The sequence below is a fragment of the Myxococcus xanthus genome, assembly GCF_006402735.1.
In the GTDB taxonomy this organism is placed as follows: Bacteria; Myxococcota; Myxococcia; order Myxococcales; family Myxococcaceae; genus Myxococcus; species Myxococcus xanthus_A.
Genome location: NZ_CP017174.1, coordinates 6,763,640 through 6,788,174 on the forward strand (window position 1 = coordinate 6,763,640; position 24,535 = coordinate 6,788,174).

Here is a 24,535-nt window from a genome sequence, read left to right on the forward strand (position 1 = left end):
GCGCGAGCGAGCGCCCGGGAGATTCCACCCCGGGCGCCCGGTGCCGTCAGGCGCTACTGCGAGAAGATGACCAGCGAGTAGGGACCGATGGCGAACGACGCGTTGTGCGACAGGCCGTCCTTCGCGCCACTGTAGGCCACGGTGTCAATCGACGCCGTGTTGCCGAAGTCGCCCGAGTACCCGTTCCAGTCGCTGTTGAAGCGCGAGTACCACATGCCCCCGCGCGGGAAGCCGATGTTGTAGCTGGGGAAGTACGTGCCGCTGAAGTTGGCGACGATGACGACGTCATCCCCGGGCCCGCCGCTCTCCCAGCGGTGGTACGCAATCACCTTGCCGCTGTTGTTGACGTGGTGGACGTTGACGTTGCCGCCGCGCAGGCCGCGCGTGTTGTTGAACCAGTTTCGGCGCAGGCGGATGAGGTCGCGGTACAGCGTCCGGATGCCGCCGTAGGTGCTGTTCTTGCCCCAGTCCACCGGGTCCGTGTCCTGGAAGTAGCCGTCCTCGAGGAACTCCTGGCCCTGGAAGATCATCGGGATGCCGGGCGAGGTGAAGACGACGCCCGCCGCCAGCGTGGAGCGCTTCTTGGCGGCCCAGCTGCCCGCGTTGCCCGGCCAGATCTCCTCCGGGACGCGCGCCTTGCCGTTGGCCACTTCATCGTGGCTCTCCGAGTAGATGACGCGCGCGGTGTGCCGCCCGCTGTAGCGCTGGGTGATGGCGTTCTTCACCGAGTTCATGTCACGGCCGCTGTCGTTCGACGCGATGACCGCCGCGCGGATGGCGTGCACGAAGTCGCCGCCCCACTGCGAGTCGAAGTCCGCGCCGCCCGCGGTGTCGGACGAGGAGGCGTTGGTGATGGAGTCACCGCCGCCGAAGTCCTCGGCGATGCTGATCTTCCAGGGCTGCGTGGAGTTGATTTCCCGGTTGATGGAGCGGAACACGCGCCACGCGTCGGGGATGGCGGTGGCGTCGCTGCCATTCTGCGTGCGCATGTACTTGGTGGCGTCCCAGCGCAGGCCGTCGCCACGGAAGTTGTGAAGCAGGTTCATCATCGAGTCGCGGATGTACGCGCGAACCTCGGGGCGGCCGTAGTCCGGACGCGTGTCACCCCACGGCGTGCTCTTGCGCGAGTCGTTGTAGAAGTACTCGCCGCCCGAGCCCAGGCAGTCGCCGCTGTAGCACCACATGGGCAGGTCGCTGGGGCCGTAGTGGTTGTGCACCACGTCGAAGATGACGCCGATGCCGCGCATGTGCGCCTCATCCACGAAGCGCTTCATGTCGTTGGGGTGGCCGTAGGCGCTCTCGGGCGCGAACGGGAAGGCCGCGTTGTAGCCCCAGGAGAAGTCACCGGCGAACTCGTACGCGGGCATGACCTTGACCATGTTCGCGCCCAGGTCGCGGACGTGGTCGAGCCTGGCGATCGCGCTGTTCCAATTGCCGGGGCCCCAGCCGGGCGAGTCATTGAACGTGCCGACGTGCAGCTCGTAGATGATCATCTCATTGAAGGCCGGCGTGCTGAACTGCTGCGCGTTCCACCAGTACTCGCCGTGGTCGTAGATGATGCTGGAGCCAGTGGAGTTCTCCTGCCACGCCGAACGGGGGTCCGCCCGCCACGCGTCGCTGCCCCACTGGTTGCGGGTGATGAACTTGTACTTCTGGCCCTTCACGGCGCCGGCCACGTCGCCGGAGAAGTTGCCGTTGAACTCGTTGCCCAGCTCAATCCAGGTGCCCCAGCCGTTGAAATCGCCGGAGACGAACACCCGGCTCGCCAGCGGCGCCCAGGTACGGAACGTGGTGCCACCCGCATAGACGGTGGCGCCCATGCCAGGCCGCGTGGACGAACTGAGCTGCTGGCTGATGACCGCCGTCTCTTCCGTGGAACCTTGCTGCTCTTCGAGCGCGGACTCCCCACAGCCGGCAATCACACCGGCCAGCAGGAGCGCACTCCACCTGTTGCTGTGCCTCATGGATGACAACCTCCCTTGGTCTGGGAGCGTCCTAGCAACCGGCGTAAATCCCGCGCAAACGGCTCTGCACGGAATCTGTAATTTTCCACCATGACGGGCTGCATCAAATGTTTCAGCCAGCACACCTGCTCCTCCCCTGTGCGACACGGCGTGTGATGTCCCCGGCGCTCGCCATCGACGCCTGAGTGCGATACGCCCCACACGTTGCGCCCCACCCAGGGAGCGCGCTGGGGAGAGCGACGCACGATGACGAAGAAGACAGCGCTGGCCCGACGTGAGGCCCTGCTCGCGTTGGCCGCGGTCCTTGCCAGCGGATGTGCCACGAGCGCCCCCTCCCCCACGCCAGCACCGCCTTCCGGCACGGTGCGCCTGACGCTCCTTCACCTGGCGGACGTCTACCAGGTCCAGGCCGTCGAGGAAGGAAGGGGGGGCATGGCCCGCGCCGCCACGCTGCGCAAGCAGGTGCTTCGCGAGAGCCCCCACGTCCTGACGCTGATGGGGGGCGACACGCTGTCTCCGTCCGTGGAGTCGTTGGTGGAGGTGGACGGCGAGGCGCTCAAGGGCCGGCACATGGTGGCCGCGTGGAATGCGTTCGGCCTGGACTACGCGGTGCTGGGCAACCACGAGTTCGACTTCGGCGACGACGTGCTGCGTGAGCGCATCCGCGAGTCCCGCTTCACGTGGCTCGGGGCCAACGTGCAGGACGCGAAGTCCGGGGGCCTCTTCGCGGGGGTCCAGGCCTCCGCGGTGCGGGAGTTGGGCGGCATCAAGCTGGGCCTCTTCGGCGTGGTGCTCCAGGAGACGAAGGGCACCACGAAGGCCGGCAAGGACACGCGCTTCGGGGACGTCTGCGAGGCGGCCCGGGGCGAGGTGGCGAAGCTGCGCGAGGCCGGCGCCCAGGTGGTGGTGGCCCTCACCCACCTGACGGCGGACCAGGACCGGGCGCTCACCCGCTGCGTCAAGGTGGACGCGGTGCTCGGGGGGCATGACCACGAGGCGCTGGAGGACCGCAGCACGGGCACGCCCATCTTCAAGGTGGCGGCGGACGCGGTGGACCTGGGCCGGCTCACGCTGGACGTGGACGCGGCGACGGCCACGGTGCGCCAGGTGACGTGGCAGACGCTGCCGGTGACGCGGCAGGTGCCGGAGGACGCGGCCTTCAACGCGGCCATGCAGCCCTATGCCGCGCTGTTCAACCGGCTGTCCGAGCACGTGGGCCGCACCCCGGTGGCCCTGGAAGCGCGGGCCGCGCTGGTGCGCACCCAGGAGACGAACCTGGGCTCGTTCGTCGCGGATGCGTTCCGCGCGGCGGCCAGGGCGGACGTGGCGCTGGTCAACGCCGGGGCGCTGCGCGCGGACGCGGTGCTGCCCGCGGGTGGTGTCACCCGGCGGGATTTGCACGCCATCCTGCCGTACGCGGATGAGCTGGTGGTGCTGGAGGTGAAGGGGGACACGCTGCGCGCGGCGCTGGAGAACGGCGTCAGCCTCAGCCGCGAGGACTCACGGCCGGGCCGCTTTCCGCAGGTGTCCGGGATGGAGTTCACCTTCGATTCGGACCGGCCCGCCGGACAGCGGGTGCTGGGCGTGAAGGTGGGCGGCAGGCCGCTGGACAAGGCAGCCACGTACCGGCTGGCGACGCTGAGCTTCCTCGCCAGCGGCAAGGACGGCTACGACATGCTGCGGAACCAGCCGTCCACGCCGGCCAGGGTGACGGGTAACTCGCCCCTGGACGTGCTGGCGGAGGCGTTCCGCACCGGCACGCCGTTGCCGCATGCCCAGGCGGATGGCCGTATCTCCCGGCTCGGCACGGGCGCCCTGGCTCCCGACGCGCGTCAGCCGCCCGCGCCGCTGAAGTAGGACGGAGCGCGGCGCTCAAGGCGCCGTCCAGCCTCGCACGCGATACACCGCACGCCCCGCCAGCTCGCGCAGGGCGTCGGTGCTCAGGTTGAGGGCCCCAGACCTCGGCAGCCAGCTCATGCGCCGCAGCGGCGTGTTCGACGCCCGCGAATCCACCGGCAACAGGTCCGGACGCAGCCCCACCGCCGCGAAGCAACCCGCGGCGCGCGGCATGTGCGCGGCGCTCGTCACCAGCAGCAGGGACTTCCACCCTCGCTCCTGGATGATGCGCGCGGACTCCACCGCGTTCTCCCGTGTATTGCGGCTGCGCCCCTCCGTGACGATGCGCTCCTCCGGAATCCCCCACTGCTGGAGCTGCCGGAGCAGCACGTCCGCCTCCACCACCGCCTCGGGCCTCGGGTCCAGCGAACCGCCGGAGAGGAGCACCTGCCGAGCCCGGCCTTCGCGCAGCAGCTCGAAGCCCCGCAGCACCCGCTCCGCCGCCGCGTTGTACTCCGGCACGCCGGTGCGCTCCGTGGCGGCCGGATCCAACCCGCCCCCCAGGACGATGACGGCGTCATACGTGGCCCCCGGCTGGAAGGACCGCACCGCCCCCGCCTCCGTCGCCCGCATCAGCCCCATGGCCACCGGCTCGATGGAGAAGGCGTACAGCACCACTCCGCCCAGCACACTCAGCACCCGCGACAGCCGCTCACGTCGCCGCCGCAGCCCCCAGGCCACCAGCCACAGCAGCAGCGCCCAGGAGAGCGGCGCCAGCAGCAGGTCCAGCACCTTCGACAGGAACAGGAACACGGCGCACGGCGCCCTTCAGCGCTCGCCCCAGTGGAGCTTCTGCCGGAGGATGGAGAAGTAGGCCACCTTCGGGTTGCGCACCAGGTTCACCCGGTTGGGCGAGCGCACCACCTCGATGCAGTCCCCACCCTGGAGCCCGTGGCCCGTCTGCCCGTCGATGGTCAGGTACGTGTCCGCCGTCTCACTGCGCAGCGTCACCCGGATGGTCCGGTCCGCCGGCACGACGATGGAGCGCTGGGTCAGCGCATGGGAACAGATGGGCGACAGCACCGTGCAGTCCACCGACGGGTGGACGATGGGCCCCCCCGCCGACAGCGAGTACGCCGTGGAGCCGGTGGGCGTGGCCAGGATGACGCCGTCCGACTTGTAGGTGGTGATGGACACCCCGTCGATGGACGTCTCGTGGTCGGCGATGCGCGCCAGCGCGCCCTTGTTGATGACCACGTCGTTGAGGACCTCGTCCTCGATGAGCACCTTGCCCCCGCGCAGCAGGCGGCAGGTGAGCTTCATCCGGGAGTCCACCTGGAAGCGCCCCGCGAGCACCTGCTCCAGCATGGGGTACAGCTCTTCCACCGGGACTTCCGTCATGAAGCCCAGGCTGCCCAGGTTGACGCCCAGAATCGGAACCCCGCGGCCGCCGAGCAGGCGCGCCGCGTAGATGAGCGTGCCGTCACCGCCCAGCACCACCATCAGGTCCGCCCGGGTCACCAGCTCCCGGTCATCCACCCGCGGCCAGCCCAGCTCATGGGCCAGCGTGCGGTCCGCCAGCACCGACAGGTGGGGGTACCGCTCACGGATTTGAGCCGCGAGCGCTACCGCCTCGGGCTTGTCCCTCTTCGCGACGATTGCAAGGGTCTGCACGCAACCCCATCTTCTAGTCCAGGAGGGCCCCGGGCGCGCATGGGAAATGCCCGGGTGCCCGCCGGCTGACACACGTCAGGACGCCGCTTCCAGCGCCTCGCCGTCGTCCTGGGAGGCCACGCGGGGCTTCATGGACCGGCCAGCCACCTCGTACTGCTTGAGCAGACGGCGGAAGTTGGAGCGGTCCACGCCCGCCGCGCGCGCGGCGCTGGAGACGTTCTGGTTGTTCTTCTCCAGCAGGGCGGACAGGTAGCGGCGCTCGAAGGCACGCATCGCCAGGCGCTTGGCCTGGGCGTACGGCAGGTGTGCCAGGCTGAACACCTCCACCGTGGAGTCCGGCTGCGGCGCGGACTGGAAGCCCGGCGGCAGGTCCTCCACGTCGATGACCTCGTTGCCCGTCAGCACCACCGCGCGCTCGATGACGTTCTCCAGCTCACGCACGTTGCCCGTCCACCGGTTGCAGGTGAGGGCTTCCATGGCGCGCGGGGAGATGCCCGTCACCTTCTTGTCCGCCTTGGAGGCGTAGAGCTTGAGGAAGTGGTGCGCCAGCAGCGGCACGTCCTCCGGCCGGTCGCGCAGCGGCGGCAGGTCAATGGTGATGACGTTGAGGCGGTAGAAGAGGTCCTCGCGGAACTTGCCCTGCTCCTTGGCGCGGGACAGGTCCACGTGGGTGGCGGCGATGACGCGCACGTCCACCTTCACCGGCTCGTTGGCGCCCACGCGCTTGACCTCGCCCTCCTGGAGCACGCGCAGCAGGCGGACCTGGGTGGCCGGGGGCACGTCGCCAATTTCGTCCAGGAAGATGGTGCCGCCGTCGGCCGCCTCGAAGAGGCCCTTCTTGTTGCCGGTGGCGCCGGTGAAGCTGCCCTTCACGTGACCGAAGAGCTCGCTCTCCAGCAGCGTCTCCGTCAGCGCCGAACAGTTGACCGCCACGAAGGGCTTGTCCTTGCGCGCGCTGCGGTAGTGGATGGCGCGGGCCACCAGCTCCTTGCCGGTGCCGCTCTCCCCCTGGATGAGCACCGTGGCGGTGGAGTGGCTCACCGTCTCCACCAGCTTGAAAACGGAGCGCATCTGCGTGGACTGGCCGATGAGGTCCTCGAACTGGCTGCGGACCGTGAGGGCCTCCTCCAGCGCGCGGGTGCGGTCCTTGAGCGCCTTGCGCTCGGCCGCCTTGGCCACCGTGAGGCTGACCTCGTCGATGTTCTCGAAGGGCTTGGTGAGGTAGTCGTACGCGCCCGCCTTCACCGCCTCTACCGCCGTCTCCACGGTGGCGAAGGCCGTCATCATGATGACCTCCACGTCCGGGCGGTCGGCCTTGATGCCGCGCAGCAGGTCCATGCCGGACAGGTTGGGCATCTTGATGTCGAGGACGACCACGTCGATGGTCGGATCCTTCGCGGCCGCCAGGCCCTCCACCGCGTCGTCAATGGCCACCACCGGGTGGCCCTCGCGCTGGAGAATCTGCGTCACGGCCTTGAGGACGACGGAGTCGTCATCCACGACGAGGACTTTGGCGCGCTTGACTTGGTTCACGGCAACCTCTCGAGCTGCAGGGGGATGGGCAGAAAAACGGTGAAGCAGGAGCCTTCGCCGACCTGGGTGTCCACGTGGAAGCTGCCCCCGTGGTCCTGGACGATGCGGTAGGCAATGGAGAGCCCCAGGCCGGTGCCTTCACCCGGGGCCTTGGTGGTGAACGACGGCTCGAAGATGCGAGGCAGGTGCTTCTCCTCGATACCCGTGCCGGTGTCCGTCACCGCGAAGAAGCAGCGGTCGCCTTCGCGACCCGTCACCAGCTTCAGCTTGCCCTCACGCGTGGGCAGCGACTGGAGACCGTTCTGCAGCAGGTTGAGCACCACCTGCGCGAGCTGGCCGGGGTCGCCGTACACCTTGGGCAGGCCGTCCGCGAGCCCCAGCGACAGCTCCACCGTGGGCATGGACTTGAGCTGCGCGCGGAACAGCACCGCCGCGTCCTCCACGCACTTGGACAAGTCGAAGGGCCGCCGGTCCTCCACGCGGCTGTGGCGGCTGAACTTGAGCAGGCTCTCCACGATGCGCTTGCAGCGCAGCGCGCTCTCCTCGATGAGGCCCAGCGACTCCAAATCCGCGTCGCTGCGGCCCGCGTCGCGCGACATCAACTGCGCGAAGGCGAGGATGCCGCCCAGCGGGTTGTTGATTTCGTGCGCCACCCCGCCGGCGAGCTGCCCCACCGCGGCCATCTTCTCTGTCTCGATGAGCCGCCGCGTCATCGACTGCTCCTCGGTGACGTCCCGGTAGGTGCAGACGACGCGCTCGTCCCCCGCCATGGGGTAGGCGGCCACCACGAAGGTGCGCCCGCCCTGGCGGACCTCACCCCGCGCGCCCTTGCCGCTCTCCACCGCCGCCGGCAGCGGACAGCCCGTGCACGGCTCGTTGCGGCCGAAGAGGTAGCGGTAGCACGTGGTGTCGGAGGGAATCTCCTCGATGGAGCGCCCCGCCACGTCCGCGTACGCGAGGTTCGCCCGCCGCACCGCGAAGTCCCGCGCGCGCACCACGCACAGCGGCGTCTCCATGCAGTCGAAGGACAGCTCCCACTCGCGCTTGGCCTGGCTCAGCATGCGCGTGCGCTGGGCAACGCGCTCCTCCAGGTCCGCGTTGAGCAGCTTCAGCTCCGCGTTCTGCGCCTGCGTCACCGTGTAGAGCCGCTCGTTCTCCGCCTGGAGCGCGTACTGCTCGAAGGCGCTCTTCACCGTCAGCACCAGGTGACTGTCGTTCCAGGGCTTGGAGATGAAGCGGAAGATTTCCGACCGGTTGATGGCCTCTTCGATGGCCTGCTGGTCCGCCTGCCCCGTCAGCATGATGCGCTGGGCCCGCGGCTCCTGCTGCTTCACCCGGGTAAGGAAATCGACGCCATTCATCCCCGGCATGCGGAAATCGGAGATGACCACCTCGGGGTGGAATGCCTCCACCGCCCGCAGGCCCTGCTCGGCGTCCGTCGCCGTCTCGATGTCCCAATCGCCGCGGCGCAGCACCCGGCGGATGGACTTGAGGATGTTCTCCTCGTCATCCACCAGGAGCAGCCGCCCGCGTGGCGATTCGGCCTGCTGACCGTGGACATATGCGGCTTGAGAACCCATGAATTGTTTCCGCCCCTAGACAAGTGCAATGGCCCTGCCAGCAGAAACTCCCTGCCCAACAGTCTGGAATCACGGGCCTTGACATTTCCGTGGCGTGAAAAAACGCCGGGTCTAATTAGACCCATCCCCACCAAATGGGTCAATACAGACCCCGGGTCTTTGACCCGGGCTAGGTTCCGAGCGGACCGACCGGGAGCTGGGGATGTAGGCAGATGCGATCCCTGCCGTCCCGTTTGGCCTGGTAGAGGGCCTCGTCGGCCGTCAGGAGCAGCTGCTCCGGGGTGAGGACGGTGCGGTGGGGGAAGCTGGAAACCCCCAATGAGGCGGTGACTTGCAGGCTGTCCTCCACCTCCAGCCGCAGGGCGCGCAGCTCGCGGCGGACGCGCTCGGCGACGGTGAGCGCCCCGGTGAGGTGGGTGCGGGGCAGCAGCACCGCGAACTCCTCCCCGCCGTAGCGGGCCACCAGGTCCGTCTCGCGCACGCCCCGGGTGAGCGCGGCGGCCACCTCGCGCAGCACGCCGTCGCCCGCGGAGTGGCCGTACTTGTCGTTGATTTCCTTGAAGTAATCCAAGTCCAGCAGGATGAGCGACAGGGCGTCGTCGTAACGCTGGGCGCGGCGGAACTCCTCCCTCAGCCGCTCCTGGAAATGCCGGTGGTTGTGGACGCCCGTGAGGCCGTCCGTCGACGACAGCCGCTGAAGCTCGCTCACCTGGGTGGCGAGCGCCTCCATCCGAGCCTTCGCGGCCAGGGCGCGATGCACCCGGGCTACCAGTTCATCCGGCGCCCATGGGTCCAAGATGACCTCAGCGCCGCGGCGCAAGGCCTCCAGCCAGAGGGCCCTGGGTTCGAGTGGGGCCAGGAGCACCACGGGGGGACCCACCGGGCCTTCCGCGGGTATCAGGCGCTCGAGCAACCCCACGCTGGCCTGGGCGTCCTCGCCCGGACAGAGCACCACCAGCGATACCTCCCGCGCCAACCTCGGCACCTCCGGGCCGTGGGCGGTGATTCGGAGGGCGAAATCCTCCGGGCCCAGCGCACGGGCCAACCGAGGCAACGTCGACTGCGAGTCGTCCACTACCAGCAGGGTGAAGGGCCTGGAGTTCACAGTGTCCCCGCAAAATGGTGATTTCACGGTAGCATAGGCGTGCGACGGCGTGCGACCCCTACCATTGGATAAAAACCGGATTCTCTGCTAGCGAGCCGCCAACTTCGCAGGTCCGCCCGCCGAGGTCGCTCGTGGCCCAATACCCAAGCATCAGCCTGTTCTTCCCCGCATGGAACGAAGAGGACTACGTCGAGCGTGCCGTCAGTCGGGCGCTGGAGGTCCTCCCGGCACTGACGGACGACTTCGAAATCATCGTCGTCAACGACGCGTCCACGGACCGCACCCGTGAGGTCTGTGAGGCGCTGGCCCTGAAGGTTCCCCAGCTGCGGGTCATCCATCACCCCGTGAATCTGAAGCTGGGTGGCGCCATGCGCACCGGGCTGGCGGCCTCGACGAAGGACATCGTCGTGTACTCCGATGTGGACCTGCCCTGGGACATGCGCGAGCTGGAGCGGGCGCTGCACCTGATGTCGTACCTGGAGGCGGACATGATTTGCGCCTTCCGGTTCGACCGCACGAGCGAGGGCCCCAAGCGCATCGTCTACTCGTTCGTCTACAACATGCTCATCCGGTCGCTGTTCGACATCCAGATAAAGGACGTCAACTTCAGCTTCAAGGTGATGCACCGCCGCGTGCTGGAGGCCATGGAGCTGCACAGCCAGGGCTCGTTCATCGACGCGGAGCTCGTGGTGAAGGCCATCCGCCAGGGCTTCCGTGTGTTCCAGATGGGCGTGGACTACTTCCCGCGGACACGCGGCGTGTCCACGCTGGCCTCGCCCTCCGTCATCACGAAGATGGTGCGGGAGCTGGTGAAGCTCTATCCCAAGATGCGCGCGCCGCAGCCTCCGGTGCACCCGGTGCGCCTGCCGCCTTCCGTGCAGCAGCTCCACGCCGTGCCGCCGGGCCGCACGGCGCGAGGCTGAGCCCCGCATGACGCGCCCCCTCACGCGCCTGGTGGTGAACGCGGACGACCTGGGGCTCCATGCCTCGCTGGACGCGGGCATCCTCCGCGCGCACCGCGATGGCATCGTCACCAGCGCCACGCTGCTGGCCACGGGCCCCACCGCGCCCGAGGCCGCCGCCCGCGCGAAGGAGGCACGGCTCGCGGTGGGCCTCCACCTGGCGCTCTCCACGCGGCTGCCTCCCGCGGCGCCCGCGCACGAGGTGCCCACGGTGGCACCGGAGGGCCGGCTGCGAGGCAGCTGGGCCGACTTCGCCCGCGCCTGGCTCACCGGACAGGTGCGCCGGGACGAGCTGGCGCGCGAGCTCTCCGCGCAGCTTCAGCGAGCCCGCGCCCTGGGCGTGACGGTGGACCACCTGGACGGGCACCAGCACCTGCACCTGCTGCCCGGTGTACGTCCCCTGGTGGAGTCCCTGGCCGCGCGCGAAGGGCTGCCCCTGCGCTGGCCGGACACCCTCCCCCGCCCTCGCTGGCTGAAGGCGCCGGGCCCCGCGCTGAAGGCCACGGTGCTGGCCGTGCTCGCGCGCGCCGCGCCTGCGGCCCCCAAGGGCGTGCGCCGGGTGAGCGCGGGCGGCGTCTTCGAAGCGGGGATGCTGGACGAGACCGCCCTGCTCGCGGTGGTGGACGCGCTGCCCACGGGCGACTTCGAGCTGGGCTGTCACCCGGGTGAAGGCACGCCGCACGTCCCCGAGGACCCGGCGTGGCGCTACGGCTGGCAGGCGGAGCTGGCCGCCCTCACCAGCCCGCGCGTGAAGGCGCGGCTGCACGAGCGCGGCATCGAGCTTCACAGCTACGGAACGCTGTTCTCCGCCACGTAGAGGACGTGCGGCGTGGTGTAGCCCTGGCCCAGGTCCACCACCTCCTGCACCGCGAAACCCGCGTCCTTCAGGTAGCGCGTCATCTCGGCTCGCGGCTTCAGCGCCATGCCGCCGCTGGCCTTCGTGCGGCCCAGCAGCGACACCATCACCCATTCCTGCGCCAGCGCCTTGCGGTGCTTCCAGGAGCCGTCTCCTTCCACCTCCTTGAGCAGCAGCCGCCCGCCGGGCTGAAGCAGGCCACGCACCGTGGAGAGGAAGCCGGGCCACTTCGCCTCCGGCAGCAGGTACAGCACGTCGCACACCACCGCCGCGTCGAAGCGCCCGGAAGCGCCTCGGGCCAGTGTCTCCTCAACGGTGCCTTCCTCGATGCGCACGTTGGGCTGGCCCGCGAGCGCCCGCCGTGCCCAGGCCACCTTTCGCGAGTCCGGGTCCACGCCGTGCACGGCGCGGCTCGGGTCCGCCAGGGCCAGCAGCGCGGACAGCAGCCCATGCCCGCAGCCGATGTCCGCCACGGCGCCCGCGGGCGTGCGCGCGGCCATGGCCAGCAGCGGCGCGGAGAAGGCCCGCGCGTGGACGTGGAAGCGCTCGGCGACGGGCAGCCCGTCGTAGCGAAGGAGGGCCTGTTCGAGGAGGTCGCTCATGAGACGTAGTAGTCCGCGCCAAAGGCCCACGAGAGGACGAGCAGCGACGCGGCGCCCACCGCCAGCGCCCCGCGCAGCAGCAAGGGCCGCTCGCGCAGCAACATCGCCGCGGTGAGGAAGACGGGGAAGGCGGACAGCAGGTAGCGCCCCATGCCCATGAAGTCCTTGGTGGACCACGCGGGCAACCCGACGATGGCCAGCACGTAGACGGCGTAGCCCCACCCCAGCAGCTTGCGCGTGGGCCACACCAGCGCCAGCGCCAGCAGCGTGAAGAAGGCGTGCGCGGCCAGCCGGAAGGCCTCGCGCTTGTCCTGCGGCGCCAGCACGACGCGCTCGAACCAGCTCACCTTCAGCCACGTGTGCCAGCCCGGAATCTGCTCCCAGCCGGGCGAGCCCTGCACCTTCACGAAGGCCACCGGGTCACCGAACTGGTGCCACAGGAAGAGCATGTATGCGCCGAAGCCCAGGCCCGACAGCACCGGCAGGAAGTCCACCGCGCTCCACTTCTCGCCTCGGGCGTGCTTCCACTCCAGGCGGCGCACCAGCAGGCCCAGCACCACCGCGGGCGCCACCGGCCGGGCCGCGGTGGCCACCGCCGCCACGAGGACGGCGGGCCCCAGGTGCCCGCGCTCCAGCAGCAGGAAGGCCGCCACCACCAGGAGGACGAACAGCGCGTCCGAATACATGGCGCCGTAGAAGTAGAGCGTGAAGGGGTAGCAGGCCATCAGCAGCCCGGCCTTCAGCGCCGTGTCCTCGTCCGTCAGCTTGCGCGCCCAGACGGTGAAGAGCATCAACGCCAGCGGGCCGCACAGCAGCGTGATGAGCACGCCGGACTGGTACACATTGGGGCCCAGCGACTCCACCGCGCGGATGAGCAGCGGGTACACCGGGAAGAACGCCACCGAGCTCTGCTGGCCCGGGACGAACTGGTAGCCCTCCTGGGCAATCCGCATGTACCAGCTGGAATCCCAGGCCACCCAGCCCATGGTGAAGTACTCGTCGAGCCGGACGACGGGGTTGTTGGGGTCCTTGTGGAAGAAGCGCCAGGCCCCGGCGGTGGCGGCGGCGCCACAGGCCACGACGGCCGACAGGACGACGAGGACGAAGGTGCGGGACGCGGAGCGTGCCATGTGGCCCGGGAGGCTCGGGCCAGAGACGGCCTCCGGTCAAGCCCGGGAGTCCCTGATACGCGAGTCTCCCGGGAGGCCACCACCGGAACGGCTCAGCGCGGGTAGAACGTCTTGCCCGCCTTCACCATCTCCACCAGGTGCGGCGCGGGGGCGAAACGCTCCCCGAGCTTGTCGTGGTAGTGCTCCAGCTTGCGCAGCACCTCGGCGGGGCCGCGGCTGTCCACGTAGTGAAAGGGGCCACCGAGGAAGGGCGGGAAGCCCAGGCCGAAGATGGCGCCCACGTCGCCGTCACGCGCGCTGCGGAGGATGCCCTCGCCCAGGCAGCGGATGGCCTCGTTGACCATCTGCAGCACCACGCGCTCCGCCATCTCCGCGCGGTCGAAGGAGCGGCGCTCCGTGCCGTGCGGCAGCAGGGCGTAGATGGAGCTGTCCACCTCCGTCTTCTTCCCGTCCTCGTACAGGTAGAAGCCCTTCTGCGTCTTGCGGCCCAGGCGGCCGTCGGCCACCACCTTCTCCAGGGCCTTGGGCGCCGCCATGCGCTTGCCGAAGGCGGCCTCCATGAGGGGGCCCACCTTCTGCGCCACGTCGATGCCCACCTCGTCCAGGAGGGTAATCGGGCCCACGGGGAAGCCGAACTCGACCAGCGCCCTGTCCAGCTCCGCGATGTCCGCGCCTTCCGCCAGCAGGTACGCCGCCTCGTTCATGTACGGGGCGAGGATGCGCGAGGTGTAGAAGCCCGGCCCGTCGTTGACGACAATGACCGTCTTGCCCTGCTTGCGCCCCACCTCCACGCAGGTGGCCGTCACCCAGTCCGCGGTGCCCGCGTGGGTGATGACCTCCAGCAGCGGCATCTTGTGGACCGGGCTGAAGTAATGCATGCCAATGACTTGCGCCGGCCGGCGGCTGCCCTTGGCCAGCTCCGTAATCGGGATGCTGGAGGTGTTGGACGCGAAGATGGTCTGGTCGCCGGTGACGGCCTCCACCTCCGCGATGATGCGGTGCTTGAGCTTGAGGTCCTCGAACACCGCCTCGATGACCAGGTCCGCGGACTTGAAGCCGCTGTAGTCCGTGCCCGCCGTCACCAGGGCCGACTTCGCCGTGGCCTCGCGGCGCGTGAGCGAGCGCCGCTTCACGCGCTCGTCCAGGATGGACTGCACCTGCTTCATGGCCCGGCCCACGCCCGCGTCGTCCTTGTCCTTCACGCGCACGGGCACGCCCTGGAGCACGCTGGTGACATAGGCGATGCCGCCGCCCATCAGCCCGCCGCCCAGCACCGCCACCTTCTTCACCTCGCGCGGCTTCGCGTCGGGGTTGGAGGTGCCGTTCTCCTTCTTCAGCGCCGTGGTGGCGAAGAAGATTTCCACCAGCCGCTTGGAGACGTCCGACACCACCAGCTCGCCAAAGGCCTTCGCTTCCGCTTCCTGGCCCGCCTTGTGCCCGGACTCCAGGCCCACGCGCACGACCTGGAGCGCCTTCTCTGGCGCGGGGAACTTGCCGCGCGTCTTCTTCAGGAGCTGCTTGCGCGCCTGGTCGAAGAGGACCTTGCGGCCCAGCGGGTTGTCCTCCAGCGCCACCTCCGCCCACAGCTCCTTGTTGGCCAGGCCCTGGATGAAGCCCGCCAGCCCCTTCGCCTTGCCGTTCGCGGCCACGCCCTTGAAGCCCTGGCCGTGACGGCGGTCCACCTTCAGCGTGCCCGCGGCCAGCTCCTTCGCGCGCCGCACGGCGATGGCGCGGAGGATGGGCGCCGGCACCACTTCATCCACTACGCCCAGCTTCTTCGCCTTCGCGGGCTTGAGGCTCTTGCCGGTGAGGATGAGGTCCAGCGCCGCCTGCACGCCAATGAGCGCCGGCAGCCGCTGGGTGCCGCCCGCGCCCGGAATCAGGCCCAGCTGCACCTCCGGCAGCCCCAGCGACGTCTTCGGGCTGTCGGTGGCGATGCGGTAGTCACACGCCAACGCCCACTCCAGGCCGCCGCCCAGACATGCGCCGTGGATGGCCGCGACGACGGGCTTGGGGAAGGCGGCCAGCTTGTCGAAGCCCTCCTGCCCGTTGCGGCTGATGGCGGTGGCCTCCTCCGCCGTCTTGATGGTCTGCAGGAAGTCGATTTTCGCCCCGGCGACGAACGAGTCCCTCTTGCCGGACGTGAAGACGACGGCCTTCACCTCGGGCTCGCGCTCCGCGCGCATCATGACGCGCAGGAAGGCCTCGCCCGTCTCCGGCGACAGCGTGTTCACCGGCGAGTCCGGCAGGTCGAAGGTGATGACGGCGACGCCGTCCTCCACCTGGTACGAGAAGCCCTGCTTCACCTCGAGCTCTTCCGCCTTGGTGGCCATCACGCACGCTCCAGGATGACGACTGCGCCCAGGCCGCCCGCCGCGCAGACGGTGCACATCGCCGTGTTCTTGTTCCGACGCTTCAGCTCATTGAGGGCCTGGGTGACGATGCGCGCCCCCGTGGCCCCGAAGGGATGACCAATGGCGATGGAGCCACCCGTCACGTTCAGCCGCTCCCGGTCGATTTCGCCCACCGGCGCGCTCCAGCCCGCCTTCTTCGCGAAGGCCTGGGACGCCAGCGCCTGGATGTTGCTGGCCACCTGCGCGGCGAAGGCCTCGTGCATCTCCACCAGGTCGATGTCCGCCAGCGTCATGCCCGCACGCTTGAGCGCCGTGGGCACCGCGTAGGCCGGGCCCTGGAGCAACTGGTCGCCCGGGTCCGTGGCCGCGTAGGCATGGCTGCGCAGGAAGCCCAGCGGCTCGTAGCCCAGCGCGCGCGCCTTCTCCTCGCTCATCAGCAGCAGCGCCGCGGCGCCGTCCGTCAGCGGCGACGCGTTGCCCGCCGTAATCGTGCCGTACTTGCGGTCGAACGCCGGCTTGAGCTGCCCCAGCGCCTCCATGCTGGAGTCCTCACGGACGATGTTGTCGCGCTCCGCCGTCTTGTCGAACTTCGGCGGCACGACGACGTGCATGACCTCGTTGTCGAACAGGCCGTCCTTCCACGCCTTGGCCGCGTTGCGGTGCGAGTTGAAGGCGATGCGGTCCTGCTCCTCGCGGGAGATGCCGTTCTCCTTGGCCATCTTCTCCGCGCTCTCCCCCATCGTCATGCCGGTGGAGTACTCGGCGATGGCCGGGGGCACCGGCAGCAAATCCTTGGCCTTGAGGCGCTGGAAGGGCTTGAGCTTGTCCGGCAGCGAGCGCCCCTTGGACGCCGCCACCAGCGCGTGGGCCAGCGGCCGGCTGGTGAAGATGGGAGCGTCCGACATGGATTCGGTGCCACCGGCGATGATGACGTCCGCCTCCCCCGTGGCAATCGCGTTGGCCGCCGTCGTCATCGCCTGGATGGACGTGGCGCACGCGCGCGACACCGTGAAGGCATCAACCCTCTTCGGCAGCCCCGCCGCGATGACGACCTCGCGGGCAATGGACGGGGCCGTCAACGTGGGGACGACCTGGCCGAACACCACCTGGTCGATGACGTTCGGGTCCAGGTCCGTCTTCTGAACCAGTTCCTGGACCACCAGGCGGCCCAAATCCAGCGCCGTCAGCCCCGAGAAGACGGAGCCCGCCTTGACGAACGGGGTCCGCAGGCCGCGGACGATGGCCACCCTTCGGGGGCCGTTGCGCTTCTCGCTTGCCATGTGTGCCTCACCTCCAGTGAAGTCGGGAGGTGGGCATCTAACGAGCGGCGATGCGCCGCGTCAATCGTCCGTTGATTCAAAAATCAATCGGTGGACACTCCCCCGGGGCGGCTGGCCGTCCCGGGGGAAGACGACCCTAGGCGCCCAGCGTGCCCTGGCGCAGGGCCACGCCGTGGCGGTGGACGGCCTCCACCAGGAACTTCGCGGCGTCGGGGTCCGTGGGCGGGAGGATGCCGTGGCCCAGGTTGAAGATGTGCCCTTCGGGGCCCGCGCGGCGGAGGATGTCCTTCACGCGGCCGTCCAGCTCCTCGCGGGGGAGGAACAGGTGCAGCGGGTCCAGGTTGCCCTGCACCGCCACGTCCGGCCCCAGCACCTTCCGGCCCTCGTCCATGGGCAACGTCCAGTCCAGGCCCACCACGTCCGCGCCCGTGCTCTTGAGCAGCGGCAGGTGGTTGGACATGCCCACGCCGAACACGATGACGGGCACGCCGGTGGCCTTCAGCTCGGACACCATGCGCTTGAGGTAGGGAATGCAGAAGCGCTCGTAGTCCCATGGCGACAGCGCGCCGCCCCACGAGTCGAAAATCTGGACGATGCTCGCGCCCGCCTCCACCTGCATCTTCAGGTAGGGGATGAGCGTGTCGGTGAGCTTGCCGAAGAGGCGGTGCGCCAACTCGGGCTGCTCGAACATCAGCCGCTTGATGAGGATGTAGCTCTTGGAGCCGCCACCCTCCACCATGTACGCGGCCAGGGTGAAGGGCGCGCCCGCGAAGCCGATGACGGGCACGGAGTCATTGAGTGCCTTGCGCGTGCGGCGGATGGCCTCGGCCACGAAGCCGGTGCCCTCCACCGGGTCGGGCACGCCCAGCTTGTCGATGTCCGCCGCGGAGCGCACGGGGTTGGGGAAGTGCGGCCCCTTGTCCCCCAGCTCCAGGGTGATGCCCATGGCCTCCACGGGGATGAGGATGTCCGAGAAGATGATGGCCGCGTCCACACCCAGCCGCGTCACCGGCTGGACGGTGACTTCCGCCGCCAGGTCCGGGTGCTTGCACAGGTCCAGGAAGGCGATGTTGCCGCGAATGGCCCGGTACTCGGGCAGGTAGCGGCCCGCCTGGCGCATCAGCCATACCGGCGTCGTGTCAGTGGGCTGGCGGCGCGCCGCGCGGAGGAGTCGGTCGTTCACTTCGAACCTCGGAGTGGGCCCCGCGCCAGGCGGGGCGAAAGGAAACAGATGCGGTCAGCGCTGGCTCCAAGCCAGCGTCTGGCGCAGCGGCCCGGTGCCCTCGTCCACGAACAGCAGACGGTTGGCGCCGTCCTCCCAGTCAAACGTGCCCTGGGAGCGGTCGCGCAGGAGCTTGTACTCGAAGACGGCGCCCACGGGCAGCGACAGCGCGAAGCCGTCGGGCCCTGGACGAAGCGAGCGCTCGGGTTTCCACCCGCCCAGCTCCGGCCCGCTGCCCACCAACCGCACCGACGGGTCATCCACGGCCAGCTCCACCTTGCGCCGCGCGCCCATCCCCCGCCACCGCAGACCCGCGAGCCTCGCCGCCGTGGCGAAACCGCCCGCCGCCAGGGGCTTCAGCCGCGCCAGGGCCACCTCGCCGGCGGGCACGCGCATGAAGCCCGCGCCCCCGGCGGCCAACGGCGGCGCCAGGGCCAGCGGCTCCAGCTTCGCGCCGGCCAGCCCGTCGGGCAGCGGCACGTCCACGGCGCTGTCACGGGTATTCACGGCGATGACGACGGCCTCGTCGGCGGTGACGCGGGCGTAGGCGAAGAGGTCCTCCCGGGCGGCGAGCATCAACGTCTCGCCACGCTGGAGGGCCTCACTGCCTCGACGCAACGTCAGCAACCCGCCAATCCACGACCGAAGCGAGTGGTTCGTGAAGCGCATGTCGCCCCGGTTCTCCGGCTCCTTCGCGCCCTTCAGGCCCTCCTCGGTGCCGTAGGTGAGCGCCGGCACGCCGCGCGCGGTGAGCTGCACCGCCAGCGCCCGCTTCACCCGCTCCACGTCACCACCGCACTCGCTCATCACCCGGGGCAGGTCGTGGTTGTCCACCATCGTCACGAGCGAGCCCGGCGCCGGGTACAGCCGGTCGTTGAAGAGGATGGCGCCCAGGTGCGACGGGGAGCGGTCCCTGCAGAAGACGTCCACCAGCGCGAAGGCCAGCGGGAAGTCGAACATCGTCCCGAAGCGACCTTCCTTCATCGTGTTCGACAGCAGCACCGGGTCGCCGTCCAGCATCTCCCCCAACAGCAGGAAGTCCGGCCCCGCGTGCTGGCGCAAGTCGTCGTTGTAGCGAGCCCAGAAGGAGGTGGGCATGTGCTTCACCGCGTCCAGCCGGAAGCCCGCGGGCTGGAGCACGTCCACCCACCGGCGCGAATGCGCCAGCAGGTGCGCGTACACGTCTTCCCTCTCCACGGCGAGGTCCGGCAGGCCGTGCACGTCTCCCATCACCAGCTCGCGTGAATCGTTCCAGTCCTTGATGGGCCCCTGGCCGTGGAACCAGTCGGGCCGCTCACGCGACAGGCGCGTCTCCGGCCCCACGTGGTTGAGCACCACGTCCAGCACCAGCCGCATGTCCCGGCGGCGCAACTCCGCCGCCAGCGTCTTCAGCAGGGCCTCGTCTCCGAAGCGCGGTTCCACCTGACCGAAGTCCTCCACCCAGTAACCGTGGAAGGCGCCGTACCCATGGAACTTGTCGGTGCGCATCTGGAAGACGGGTGAAAGCCACACCGTGCGGACACCGAGCTGCCGCAGCCCGTCCAGTCGGTCAATGACTCCTCGCAGGTCTCCGCCGTGAAAGGCCTGCGCGTCCTCCAGGTCCACTGCACCGTCGTTCTTCGGGTCTCCATTGGAGAAGCGGTCCACCATCACGAAGTAGACCGCGTCTCCCGCCGGCGGCTCCCACAAACCCCGGTAGGGCTGGGGCACATCCGGCGTGCCCGTGCCCGGCTCGATGCCCGGTCCGGCCGGCGCGTCGAGGCCCGGCACCGTACCCGGCCCCCCGTCCGTGTCCGGCACCAGGAAGGGTGAGGCCAGGAAGGAGTCGAACAGCGCGCCCGCCTGTCCGGCAATCTGCGTGGCCACCTCCAACTGCGCATCGTCCTCGCGCTGCTGGTCGAACTGAAGCGCCGCGCCGTAGTCCTGGGTGACGACGGTGGGCGCCATGGCGGAGTCCGCGCGCGCGCCCGTGGTCCGCACCGAGATGTCCCACGAGAAGCGGCCCCCCACCTGGCTGAAGAACGACACCCGCGTCTCCACCAGCAGGTGCAGCGGCGCCTCCGGCGTCAGCGCCTTCAGCATCTCGAAGCGGCGCTGCGAGTCGCGCACCTTCGCGAAGTAGGCGGCGTAGTCCGCGTAGGGCACCACCTCCACGCGCAGGTTGCGCCTGGCCAGGGTCTCCGCGATGCGCTGCTTCAGTCCTTCCGGGACGTCCGCCACCACGCCGGCCCGCCTCGCGTCATCCCGCACGTAGGCCACGGCGACCACCGTGCCGCTGGGAGCCAGGGGCGGAGGCGCCGCGCGGGGAAGACACGCCGCGAGCGTCACCGCGGCCAGCGCCGCGGTGAGGGAGACCACCACGCTCCATCGCCTTGTCAGAACCATCCTTCGGCCTCAATCGCGACCACCGAGTGCCAGTGACGCTCGGGGCCGACGTAAACGTTGTACTGGTCCAGGCTGTCCACGAAGGAGTTGCCGAACGCCGCATGTTGGGTGGAGCGCTGGAGCCCGTACAGCAGCCGCAAGCTGGGGCGCGCGTAGATGCCGCGGCCCGTGGGGTTGAGCACCACACCGGCCTTGAACTGCCAGGTGTCGCGCGTATCGCTGTCACCGAACTCCAGGCCGCGCGCGTCCGCCATGCCGTCGGTGCTGGTGAACACCGAGTCCACATGGTTGCGGTAGAGATTGCCGTTCAGGCTCTTCTCGCGCGCGATGCTGCTCTCCGCCAGGAGGTGAACCCTGTCGGTGAGGAAGTACTGAAGGCGAAGCACCGTGGAGGCGATGACGCGGTTGTCCTCACCCGCGGCGATCTTGTTGTCCTTGTTGAACGAGTAGCCGGCCCACACGCCCCAGAGCGCCTCCAGCTTGTCGGGGATGATGCGCAGGTAGGCCTCGTTGCCGAGGTTGGCGTCGTAGCGCTCGTCGGTCTGGTCCGTGACGTACACGGTCCAGTCCCGGCCCCGGAAGTTCTCCGTGTAGAAGGGCTGCGGGTGGCGCTTCTCGAACGTCAGGTACAGGTTGCTCCACACCAGCGGCCCCACTCCGCCGAAGCCCACGTAGCCCATGGCCCGGTACGACAGCGCGCTGCGCGCCTTGAGGTCCGGTACCAGGTCCTCCGCGCCCGGGTTGGCCTCGAAGTAGCGCCGCACCACCTCGCGCCGCGCGAAGCTCTCGTAGCTGGTCCCAGGCGACGCGTAGAGCGCGTTCCGGTTGCCGCGCACCGCGGGCTCGTAGCCCACCTGGCCGCGGATACCCACCTCCAGGTGCCCGGGGATCAGCCGGTAGCGGAACGACGCGGCGCCCGTCAGCACCGTATTGTAGTTGTTCGGGCGCAGTGTGTAGCCGCTGTCCCCCACCGCCAGCAGGACGTCGTAGCGGTCGCCCTGGTACGTGCCGGACAGGCCCACCGTGTCCCAGAGCAGCGTGCCGGGACGCTGGTCGTAGATGTGCAGGTCGTTCCAGCGGTCCTCGAGCGTGCCGAGCTGCCACGTCACCCGGTCCAGCAGGATGTTGCCGGCGCGGACGAAGAGGTAGTCGGCGCTGAAGTTCACCAGCGAGCCATTACCGGGGTCCGCCGAACGAAACGACCTGCCGGAGATACGGGAGTGAACCTCTGCCCACACCTCGTCGGACCCCGGCGTGGCCTGCAGCGCATCCAGCCGGAGGTTGAGCTCTCCGTAAGGGCTTTCGTTGAGGAGCCGTCCGTAGAGCCAGTAATAGCCCAGCTGGCCAGAGCCGCCCGAAAAGTCCGGACGGGTCATGATGCGGAAGTAACCCGCTGCCCCGAAGCGATCGCGAGGCGCATCGGCCAGGGCAACGAGCGGCAGGAACGTCAACAGGATGGCGCCGAGGCGCGCAGGCAGGACTCGCATGGGCGGGCCCTGCTTATAGCGCAACCTGCTTGCCTGCCTACTCCGCACGCAGGACGACGATGGTTCTTTCCGGCATCCCGTACGTCGGACCGTTCACTGGTGACGGCATATCAAGCCACGAGTTACCCGTGGACCGGCTGTCCAGGCCCGCCGTCGTGAGATAGGCGGGGCTGTCGAAGTACGCCTGCGTGTCGATGAGCCGCGTCCACTTGCGGCCTTCGGGCAGCGTGAACTCCACCGCGCGGGGCTCCATGTTGATGAGCACCAGCAGCTCCGGCCCGTAGGACGCGTCGTGGTAGTGAATCATCAACTGCTTGCTGTCCCACGCCGCCTCGGTGTTCTGCGCGCTCTTCCAGGCCAGCGGCGCGCCCTTGCCATAGTCCTTCGGCGCGAAGGCGTAGGCGTGCTCCTTGCGCAGGCGGATGGCGGCCTTCACGAACTCGAACATGCGGTGACGTTCGTCGCGCGCCAGGTACGCGCCCCACTGGTACCAGTTGAAGGGATTGTCAGACAGCGTGGAGTAGGCGTTGTTGTTGCCCAGCTGCGTGCGCATCCACTCGTCGCCGCCCAGGATCATCGGCGTGCCGTGGCTGATCATCATCGACATGAAGGCATTGCGAATCATCTGCCGCCGCATGCTCTCCGCGCGCTCGTCGCCAATCGGCCCCCAGCTGCGGGAACGGTTGTGCTCCTCACCGCTGACCTTGTCGCAGAAGGGGCTGTTCGGTGTGTCACAGCACACCGGGTTCAGCGGACCGCAGCGGTTCTGCTTCTCGTCGTACGCGAACAGGTCGTACATCGTGAAGCCGTCGTGCACGGTGATGAAGTTCATGGAGTGATACGGGCGGCGGCCATTGCGCTCGAACCACTCCTGGCTGCCATGCATCAGGAAGCCGCCGTCCACCGTGCCGGGCCGGCCGCACAGCGACCCCTCGTTGGAGTTGAGCTTCCAACCGTCCTGGTTCATGAACGCGCGCCACCAGTCGCGGAAGCGGCCGTTCCACTCGTACCAGCCATTGCCCGGCTGCGTCTTGGCGTTGGGGAACTCGCCCAGCGGCATGCAGTACCAGCCGCCCGCGCTCCACGGCTCGGCCATGATGCGGGTGTTGTACTTCTGGAGCACCGGGTCGTCGATGACGTCCTGGAGCACGGTATTGCGCGGGTCGTCCCAGCGGTTGTAGTCGCCGTCGCGCTCGCCCAGGATAGGCGCCAGGTCGAAGCGGAAGCCGTCCACGTGAAGCTCTTCCACGTAGAAGCGCAGGCTGTCGATGATGAGCTTGCGCGTGGGCCGGTGGTTGGGGCGCGTCTGGTTACCGACGCCGGTGTTGTTCCAATACGTGCGGCGGTCCGGGTTGAGCGCGTAGTACGCCTGGTTGTCGATGCCGCGGAACGAATAGAGGCCAGCCGTCTCCGCGGGGTCCAGGGACTCCAGCGGCTCGCCGGGCATGACGTCATCCGTCTCCAGCTTCTCGCGCCAGAGGCCCCCCTCGCCGGTGTGGTTGTAGACGACGTCGATAATCACCTCGATGCCGTGCTTGTGGAGTTGCTCCACCATCCACTTGAACTCGTTGATGACCTGGTGCGGCTCCTTGAAGGCCGCGTAGGACAGCTCGGGCGCGAAGAAGTTGATGGTCTGGTAGCCCCAGTAGCCACCGTCCAGCGGCTTCTCGTGGATGGGCAGCAGCTCCACCGCGGTGATGCCCAGCTCAGCCAGGTAGGCCGCCTTCTCACCGAAGCCGCGGTAGGTGCCCGGGAAGCGCACGCCGCTGGCGGGGTCCGCCGTGAAGCCCTTGGCGTGGACCTCGTAGACGATGAGGTCCTGCCAGCCGTGGCCCTGCCAGTTCTCGTCCTGGCGGTTGGCGCGCCACTGCTGCTCCACCTCACCCCACTGGTAGTCGCCGCTCTTGACGAGGACGCTCTTGGCGGAGGCCGCGTAAGTCACCTCCGTGCGGGCCGGACCGCTGGCCGTGCTGCCCTTGCTCCAGTCGTGATCGCGGTGCAGGGCCTTGGAGTACGGGTCCGTGAGCAGCTTGTTTGGATTGAAGCGGTTGCCGTAGACGTCCGCGTCCGCCTTGAAGCCATGGATGGACCCGGGGAACCACCGCGGGTCGAACTCCCAGTTGGGTCCCCATGCGCGGAAGCCGTAGTGCTGTCCCACGCCCACGCCTTCCACGTAGACGCTCCACACGTCGCCGTAGCGTGTCATCTCATAGGCGCGCGCCGGGCGGTTGCTCTCCGGGTCTTCGAAGAGCAGCAGCTCCAGCCGGGTGGCGTTCTCCGAGTACAGGGCGAAGTTCACGCCCTTGTCCACGTAGGTGGGGCCAATCTGGCGAAGGGACTCGATGTCGTCCACCGAGTAGCTCGGGGCCCGAGCATCACTGTGGTACAGCCGGACGTAGTCGCTCTCGCTACAGCCAGTGATGAACAGGGCGGTGGACAGCGCCGCGCCCACGAGGCGGGACATTCTGGGAGTGCGCATCAGGTAGGCTGACCTCGAGGTCCGGACATGACTCGGCCCGGCAACAAAACTCCGTTTCCATAACAAGCGCCTTCCGTGCCTGACAA

At 69.0% G+C, this 24,535-nt stretch carries 17 protein-coding genes; 3 read left to right on the forward strand and 14 right to left on the reverse strand.

The genetic code is table 11. The annotated features are described in order from the left end of the window. Window positions 1-53: 53 nt before the first annotated feature. Window positions 54-1,964: an alpha-amylase family glycosyl hydrolase gene (locus tag BHS09_RS27610; RefSeq protein WP_140794463.1), complete on the reverse strand. Its 1,911-nt coding sequence runs from the start codon at window positions 1,962-1,964 to the stop codon at window positions 54-56. A 246-nt stretch (window positions 1,965-2,210) separates the two neighbouring features. Here BHS09_RS27610 and BHS09_RS27615 point away from each other — a divergent pair, with 246 nt between their 5' ends. Then, entirely contained in the window at window positions 2,211-3,821 is a 1,611-nt protein-coding gene (locus tag BHS09_RS27615; protein ID WP_140799538.1) for a bifunctional metallophosphatase/5'-nucleotidase, read from the forward strand. A gap of 15 nt (window positions 3,822-3,836) precedes the next feature. On the opposite strand, the gene BHS09_RS27620 is transcribed toward BHS09_RS27615, so the two are convergent. The 5 genes from BHS09_RS27620 to BHS09_RS27640 form a co-directional block, all read right to left on the reverse strand. Beyond that, on the reverse strand, window positions 3,837-4,613 hold the full coding sequence (locus BHS09_RS27620) for a YdcF family protein (RefSeq protein WP_140799539.1): 777 nt from the start codon (window positions 4,611-4,613) through the stop codon (window positions 3,837-3,839). A gap of 15 nt (window positions 4,614-4,628) precedes the next feature. Then, complete coding sequence (locus BHS09_RS27625) at window positions 4,629-5,474, reverse strand: NAD(+)/NADH kinase (RefSeq protein ID WP_140794466.1); 846 nt, start codon at window positions 5,472-5,474, stop codon at window positions 4,629-4,631. A 75-nt stretch (window positions 5,475-5,549) separates the two neighbouring features. Continuing rightward, window positions 5,550-7,007, reverse strand: a complete 1,458-nt coding sequence (locus tag BHS09_RS27630; protein ID WP_140794467.1) for a sigma-54-dependent transcriptional regulator — start codon at window positions 7,005-7,007, stop codon at window positions 5,550-5,552. Continuing rightward, window positions 7,004-8,587 carry an ATP-binding protein gene (locus BHS09_RS27635; RefSeq protein WP_140794468.1) on the reverse strand — a complete coding sequence of 528 codons (1,584 nt, stop codon included), beginning with the start codon at window positions 8,585-8,587 and terminating at the stop codon, window positions 7,004-7,006. Before BHS09_RS27635 ends, BHS09_RS27630 begins: the two co-directional genes overlap by 4 nt. 169 nt (window positions 8,588-8,756) lie before the next feature. Then, the gene (locus BHS09_RS27640; RefSeq protein WP_237079861.1) at window positions 8,757-9,692 is read right to left on the reverse strand and encodes a GGDEF domain-containing response regulator; all 936 of its coding nucleotides are present in this window, start codon (window positions 9,690-9,692) and stop codon (window positions 8,757-8,759) included. Between the two features lie 131 nt (window positions 9,693-9,823). Here BHS09_RS27640 and BHS09_RS27645 point away from each other — a divergent pair, with 131 nt between their 5' ends. Together BHS09_RS27645 and BHS09_RS27650 are read left to right on the forward strand one after the other, a co-directional pair. After that, window positions 9,824-10,615, forward strand: coding sequence for a glycosyltransferase family 2 protein (locus BHS09_RS27645; protein WP_140794470.1), 792 nt, complete (start codon window positions 9,824-9,826; stop codon window positions 10,613-10,615). Between the two features lie 7 nt (window positions 10,616-10,622). Then, window positions 10,623-11,471 (forward strand): ChbG/HpnK family deacetylase, encoded by an 849-nt coding sequence (locus tag BHS09_RS27650; RefSeq protein ID WP_140799541.1) that lies wholly within the window; start codon window positions 10,623-10,625, stop codon window positions 11,469-11,471. Here the strand turns inward: BHS09_RS27650 and BHS09_RS27655 are convergent. The 8 genes from BHS09_RS27655 to BHS09_RS27690 form a co-directional block, all read right to left on the reverse strand. Further along, on the reverse strand, window positions 11,444-12,112 hold the full coding sequence (locus BHS09_RS27655; RefSeq protein ID WP_140794472.1) for a class I SAM-dependent methyltransferase: 669 nt from the start codon (window positions 12,110-12,112) through the stop codon (window positions 11,444-11,446). The two genes, BHS09_RS27650 and BHS09_RS27655, sit on opposite strands and share 28 nt — an antisense overlap. Continuing rightward, the gene (locus tag BHS09_RS27660) at window positions 12,109-13,242 is read right to left on the reverse strand and encodes a mannosyltransferase family protein (RefSeq protein WP_140794473.1); all 1,134 of its coding nucleotides are present in this window, start codon (window positions 13,240-13,242) and stop codon (window positions 12,109-12,111) included. The genes BHS09_RS27655 and BHS09_RS27660 overlap by 4 nt, the downstream gene beginning before the upstream one ends. A gap of 92 nt (window positions 13,243-13,334) precedes the next feature. Next, window positions 13,335-15,575 (reverse strand): fatty acid oxidation complex subunit alpha FadJ, encoded by a 2,241-nt coding sequence (fadJ, locus tag BHS09_RS27665; RefSeq protein WP_140799542.1) that lies wholly within the window; start codon window positions 15,573-15,575, stop codon window positions 13,335-13,337. Further along, window positions 15,575-16,876 (reverse strand): acetyl-CoA C-acyltransferase FadI, encoded by a 1,302-nt coding sequence (gene fadI / locus BHS09_RS27670; RefSeq protein ID WP_140799543.1) that lies wholly within the window; start codon window positions 16,874-16,876, stop codon window positions 15,575-15,577. The genes fadJ and fadI overlap by 1 nt, the downstream gene beginning before the upstream one ends. Before the next feature lie 136 nt (window positions 16,877-17,012). Beyond that, entirely contained in the window at window positions 17,013-18,059 is a 1,047-nt protein-coding gene (hemE, locus tag BHS09_RS27675; RefSeq protein ID WP_140794476.1) for a uroporphyrinogen decarboxylase, read from the reverse strand. Window positions 18,060-18,113: 54 nt separating this feature from the next. Further along, window positions 18,114-20,459 (reverse strand): alpha-amylase family glycosyl hydrolase, encoded by a 2,346-nt coding sequence (locus BHS09_RS27680; protein ID WP_237079862.1) that lies wholly within the window; start codon window positions 20,457-20,459, stop codon window positions 18,114-18,116. Window positions 20,460-20,473: 14 nt separating this feature from the next. Next, a complete protein-coding gene (locus BHS09_RS27685) occupies window positions 20,474-21,970 on the reverse strand; it encodes a hypothetical protein (protein WP_237077486.1) in 1,497 nt (498 codons plus the stop codon). Window positions 21,971-22,007: 37 nt separating this feature from the next. Then, window positions 22,008-24,449: a glycogen debranching protein gene (locus tag BHS09_RS27690; RefSeq protein WP_140799545.1), complete on the reverse strand. Its 2,442-nt coding sequence runs from the start codon at window positions 24,447-24,449 to the stop codon at window positions 22,008-22,010. Between the last annotated feature and the right edge of the window lie 86 nt (window positions 24,450-24,535).

Coding starts and splice junctions, on each gene's coding strand:
- BHS09_RS27610 (WP_140794463.1), bottom strand. CDS start 1,964: ATGAGGCACAGCAACAGGTGGAGTGCGCTCCTGCTGGCCGGTGTGATT.
- BHS09_RS27650 (WP_140799541.1), top strand. CDS start 10,623: ATGACGCGCCCCCTCACGCGCCTGGTGGTGAACGCGGACGACCTGGGG.
- BHS09_RS27660 (WP_140794473.1), bottom strand. CDS start 13,242: ATGGCACGCTCCGCGTCCCGCACCTTCGTCCTCGTCGTCCTGTCGGCC.
- BHS09_RS27655 (WP_140794472.1), bottom strand. CDS start 12,112: ATGAGCGACCTCCTCGAACAGGCCCTCCTTCGCTACGACGGGCTGCCC.
- BHS09_RS27635 (WP_140794468.1), bottom strand. CDS start 8,587: ATGGGTTCTCAAGCCGCATATGTCCACGGTCAGCAGGCCGAATCGCCA.
- fadJ (WP_140799542.1), bottom strand. CDS start 15,575: ATGGCCACCAAGGCGGAAGAGCTCGAGGTGAAGCAGGGCTTCTCGTAC.
- BHS09_RS27690 (WP_140799545.1), bottom strand. CDS start 24,449: ATGCGCACTCCCAGAATGTCCCGCCTCGTGGGCGCGGCGCTGTCCACC.
- BHS09_RS27615 (WP_140799538.1), top strand. CDS start 2,211: ATGACGAAGAAGACAGCGCTGGCCCGACGTGAGGCCCTGCTCGCGTTG.
- fadI (WP_140799543.1), bottom strand. CDS start 16,876: ATGGCAAGCGAGAAGCGCAACGGCCCCCGAAGGGTGGCCATCGTCCGC.
- BHS09_RS27685 (WP_237077486.1), bottom strand. CDS start 21,970: ATGCGAGTCCTGCCTGCGCGCCTCGGCGCCATCCTGTTGACGTTCCTG.